This is a genomic window from Frankia sp. CcI156, from assembly GCF_001983015.1.
Taxonomy (GTDB): domain Bacteria; phylum Actinomycetota; class Actinomycetes; order Frankiales; family Frankiaceae; genus Frankia; species Frankia casuarinae.
In genome coordinates this window covers 1-5,029 of sequence record NZ_MOMD01000106.1, presented here as the reverse complement: position 1 = coordinate 5,029, position 5,029 = coordinate 1, and the positions used below count along the sequence as shown (strand labels likewise).

Here is a 5,029-nt window from a genome sequence, read left to right as displayed (position 1 = left end):
ACACCCCCGGCAACGTCCCCACCCCAACCCCAACCCCAGTGTCATTCCACTCCTCCACCACCCGCACCCACTCAGCCGCACCCAACACCGGCACCTGGCTCACCCGCAACGCGGGATCGGCGGCCACCGCGTCCAACACGGCCACCAGGCGCTCCGCCACCTTCTGCACCGTGGGCCGGTCGAACAGGTCGGCCGCGTAGCCGACGGTCCCACCGATCCCCGCCGGTTCACCGTCGGCGCCACGGTGCTCGGCCAGGCTGAACGACAGGTCGAACTTGGCGGCGTTGACCCCGGACCTGTGCGGTTGGATGGTCAGCCCCGGYAGCTCCCAGCCGGTGTCCTGCGGGGTGTTCCRCAACCCGAGGGACACCTGGAACAGCGGGTGCCGCGACAACGAGCGGGCCGGGTAGAGCTCCTCGACCAACCGCTCGAACGGCACGTCCTGATGGGCGTAGGCGGCCAGGTTCCGCTCCCGCACCCGGGCCACCAGGTCGTTGAACGAGGGATCGCCGCCGACGTCGGTGCGCAGCACCAGCGTGTTGACGAAGAAGCCGATCAGGTCATCCAGGGCGGCCTCGCCCCGGCCCGCCACTGCGGTGCCGATCGGGATGTCGTTGCCCCCGCCAAGGCGAGACAGCAGCAGCGCAACTGCGGCCTGCACCACCATGAACAGCGTTGCCCGCCGCCCCCGGGCCAGCCGGACAAGCCGCTCGTGGGTCTGCGCGCCGATCCGGATCGGCACCGCGCCGCCCGTGAAGCTCGGCACCGGCGGGCGCGGGCGGTCGACCGGCAGGGCCAGCTCCGCGGGGATGTCGGCGAGTGCCTCCCGCCAGTACGCGAGCTGCTCGCTGATCAGGCTCGCCGGGTCGGACAGATCGCCCAGCACCGCGCGCTGCCACACCGCGTAGTCGGCGTACTGGACCGGCAATCTGGTCCACTGCGGTACCCGCCCACGCAGCCTGGCGGTGTAGGCCACCGACAGGTCGCGGGCCAGCACGCCCATCGACCAGCCGTCGGAGGCGATGTGGTGCGCCACCAGCAGCAGCACGTGCTCCCGGGGGGACAGCGTGAACAGCCGTACCCGCAGCGGCGGCTCGCTGCCCACGTCGAACCCGCGCCCCAACTCGGCGGCCATCAGCGACGGCAGCTCCGCCTCGGTCACCGCCACCATCACCAGTTCCGGGCGGCCCACCGTCTCGTCCAGCAGGTGCTGACCCGGCACGCCGTCGACGTCAGGGAAGACCGTCCGCAGGCTTTCGTGACGCGCCGCGACGTCGGCCAGCGCGGCCTGCAGCGCCCACCGGTCGAGCTGCCCGGTCAGCTTCAGCGCGAGCGGCACGTTGTAGACCGCCCGTCCCTCCTCCAACTGGTTGAGGAACCACATCCGGGCCTGGCCGAACGACAGCGGCGCCGGGTCCGGCCGTACCCCGGCAACCAGCTCGGGCCGCGAGCGGCCACCGGCCTCGACCACACGGGCCACCGCCGCCGGGGTGGCGCCGGTGAACAGGGTGCGGATTCCCACCTCGACGTCGAGGACGGCCCGTACCCGGGCGAGCAGCCGCATCGCCAGCAGGGAGTCGCCACCCAACTCGAAGAAGTTGTCGTCRGCCCCGATCCACTCCAGCTTCAGCACGTCGACGAACAGCGAGCACAGCACCTCCTCGATCGGCGTGCGCGGCTCGCGCCCGGTCGCCATGCGGCCGAAGTCCGGCGCGGGCAGGGCCGCCCGGTCCAGCTTGGCGTTGCCGGTCAGCGGCAGCTCCGCCAGCGGGACGACGGCGGCGGGGACCATGTAGTCCGGCAGCCGTCCCGCCGCGTACCTCCGCACCGCGGAGCCCGTCACGCTCTCCCCCTCGGCGGGCACCACGTAGGCGACCAGTTGGCTGTGGTCGGCCTGGCTGGTGTGGGCTACCACCGCGACCCGCGCGACCCCCGGGCAGCCGGACAGCACGTTCTCGATCTCGCTCAGCTCGATCCGGAACCCGCGGATCTTCACCTGCGTGTCGGCCCGCCCCAGGAAGACCAGCAGCCCGTCACCGGTCCACCGGGCCAGGTCCCCGGTCCGGTACATCCGCTCGCCCGGCGTGCCGAAGGGGCAGGCCACGAAGCGTTCCGAGGTGAGGCCTGGCCGGTTCAGGTAGCCGCGGGCCAGCCCGCCGCCGGCCACGTACAGTTCTCCCCCGACGCCGGGCGGGACCGGCTGCAGGAAACCGTCCAGCACGTAGATCCGGGTGTTGTCCAGCGGGCGGCCGATCGGCACCGACGCCGGCACCTGGTCGCCCGCGGTGAAGGGGAGGTGGGTGGCGAAGGCGGTCGTCTCGGTCGGCCCGTAGGTGGACCGCACGACCATGTCCGGATGGGTCTCCAGCAGAGTCCTCACCGCGGCCGCCGAGACCACGTCGCCGCCGGTCGACACCTCGCGTACCCCGGCGAAGATGTGCGGGGTCTGCTCGCCCAGCGCGGCGAACAGGCCGGCGGTCGCGTGGACGTTGGTGATCCGGTGGGCGGCGATGAACCGCTCCCGGTCGGCGGCATCCAGGTCACCGGCCGGCGCGACCACGACGGTGCCGCCGCGCAGCAGCGGCACCCACACCTCGTAGGTGGAGGCGTCGAAGGCGTGGTTGGCCTGCACCATGACCCGCTCGGTCACCTCGGCGGGCCAGGCGCCATCCAGGCAGAAGCCGACCACGTTGCCGTGGGTGACCGCCACTCCCTTCGGCACCCCCGTCGATCCCGAGGTGTACATGACGTACGCCAGGTTGGCCGCGGCCGGGGCAACCGGGAAGGGGCCGTCGCCGGCCGGCACCTCCGAGGGGACCCGGACGATGTTGGCGGCGGGCAGGCCGCCCTCGCGGGTCATCGGGTGGTCGATCGTGGCCTGGCCGACCAGCAGCGCCACGGGTGCGGCCTCGGCGATCACGGCCTTCATCCGCTCCAGCGGGTTGGCGGCATCCAGCGGCACATAGGCGGCGCCCGCCTTCACCACCCCGAGCAGCGCCACCACCAGCTCGGCCGACCGCTCCATCAGCACCCCGACCAGGCTCTCGGTGCCCACGCCGAGCGTGGCCAGCAGACGGGCGAGCCGGTCGGCGCGCGCGTTCAGCTCCTGGTAGGTCAGCGTGACGTCCCCGTCGATGGCGACGGCGTGCGGATGCTCGGCGACGCGTCGCTCGAACGCCGTGACCAGCGACCCGGCGTCCACCGGCACCGCGGTGTCGTTCCACCGCCGGATCACCAGATCCCGGCCCGTCTCGTCCAGGATGCCGACCGTGCCGACACGGGCGGCCGGGTCGGCGGCGATCGCCGCCAGCACCCGCACCATGGCGGCGGCCAGCCCCTCGGCCATCTCCCGCTCGTACACCTCGGGCTGGTAGGACAGCCGCAGCTCCAGCCGGTCCCGGCCAGGGACCACGGCCAGCGCGAGCGGATAGTGCGGCGCCTCGTGCCCCCCGGCCGGGGTGATCGTCAGGTCGCGGTCGTCAGCCATCGCGGAGACCCACGACGAGTCGAGCGGGTAGTTCTCGTAGGCCAGCAGCGTGTCGAAGGTGGCGCCGGGGCCGGTGATCCGCTGGATCTCGGCAAGGCCCAGGTAGTGGCAGGACATCAGCGCCGTCTGGCGGGCCTGCAGCGCCGTAAGCATCTCGGCGACCGGCTGGGCGGGGTCGAGCGGCACCCGGATCGGCACGGTGTTGATGAACAGGCCTACCATGTCCTCGACCCTGGGCAGTTCGGGCGGGCGGCCCGCCACCACCGCGCCGAACACCACGTCACGGCGGCCGGCCAGGYGGCTGACCAGCAGTGCCCAGGCGCCCTGGACGACCGTGTTCATCGTCAGCTCATGACCACGAGCGAGGGCCCGCAGAGCTGCCGTCAGCTCGGGGCTCACCGAGGTGTTCACGCGCTCGGCCGGCTGCGGCTCGCGCACCGGATCGGGCTGGGCCACCAGGGTCGGCTCGTCCGTCCCGGCCAGCTCGACCCGCCACGCCTCACGGGCGGCCTGGCGGTCCTGGCGGCCGAGCCACTCCAGGTAGTCCCGGTACGGCGAGACCGGCTTCAGCCCGCCCGTCGTGCCTCCGGCCTGGTAGACGGCGAACAGCTCCCGCGTGAACATCGGCTGCGACCAGCCGTCCAGCAGGATGTGGTGGATGGTGAGCACCAGCCGGTGGCGCCGCGCACCGAACCGGATCAGCAGGAAACGCAGTAGTGGCGGCTGCGCCGGATCGAACCCGCGGTCCCGCTCCTCGGCGGCCAGCCGCATGGCCTGTTCCAACGCCGCTTCTTCCGCCAGGTGCGCCAGGTCGACCTCACGCCACGGCAGCCGTACCTTCCTGGCGATCACCTGCACGGGCTGGTCCAGGCCGGAGAGCTGCTGGAACCCGGCCCGCAGGTTGGCGTGCCGGTCCAGCAGGGCCTCCCCGGACGCCCGCAGCAGCGCCGGGTCCAGCGGCCCGGTCAGATCAAGGTCACGCTGGCCGGAGTAGACGTCGCCGGTCCGCCCGTCGTAGAGCGTCTGGAAGAGCAGGCCCTCCTGTAGCGGGGACAGCGGCCACAGATCCTCCACGTCGAGCTGGCTCACCGGGCTCTCCTCTCGTGCGTGTTCCGCGTTAGTTCGGCCGCCACCACGTCGAGCTCGCCCTGCGCCATGGCGAGCAGCGGKAAGTCGGAGGGGGTGTGCCCGCCCGCCTCGGGGCGCGCGGCKTGCTCGGCCAGCCCGGTCAGCATCGCCACCCATYCCTCGGCGAGGGCAGCGACCCGCGCCTCGTCGAACAGGTCGCCGGGCCAGGACAGYAGGACGGTGAGCTCCGCGCCCGCCGGGCCGTCGCGCACGACGCCGCCGGCTTCCAGCGCGTAGGAGGCGGGCAGGGTACCGGTGTCGCCGCCCAGACCGAGCTGCCACCAGTCCGCCTGCTCGTCGCCCTGGGCCCTGGGCGCGACGGTGAAGCGGCCCATGTAGTTGAAGCCGATCTGTGGGGTGGGTAGCGCCGCGAGGACCGGGCGCGTGTCAGGGTTGAGGTAACGCAGCAGCCCG

The 5,029-nt window shown here is 72.9% G+C and carries 2 protein-coding genes; both read right to left on the bottom strand.

What is annotated here, in order from left to right:
- The coding region (locus tag CcI156_RS23280; RefSeq protein WP_139341591.1) for a non-ribosomal peptide synthetase at nucleotides 1-4,576 on the bottom strand (4,576 nt) is incomplete at its 3' end.
- Nucleotides 4,573-5,029, bottom strand: a 457-nt coding sequence (locus CcI156_RS23275) for a hypothetical protein (protein ID WP_139341590.1), incomplete at its 5' end; no start/stop codon positions are given. The genes CcI156_RS23275 and CcI156_RS23280, both read right to left, overlap by 4 nt.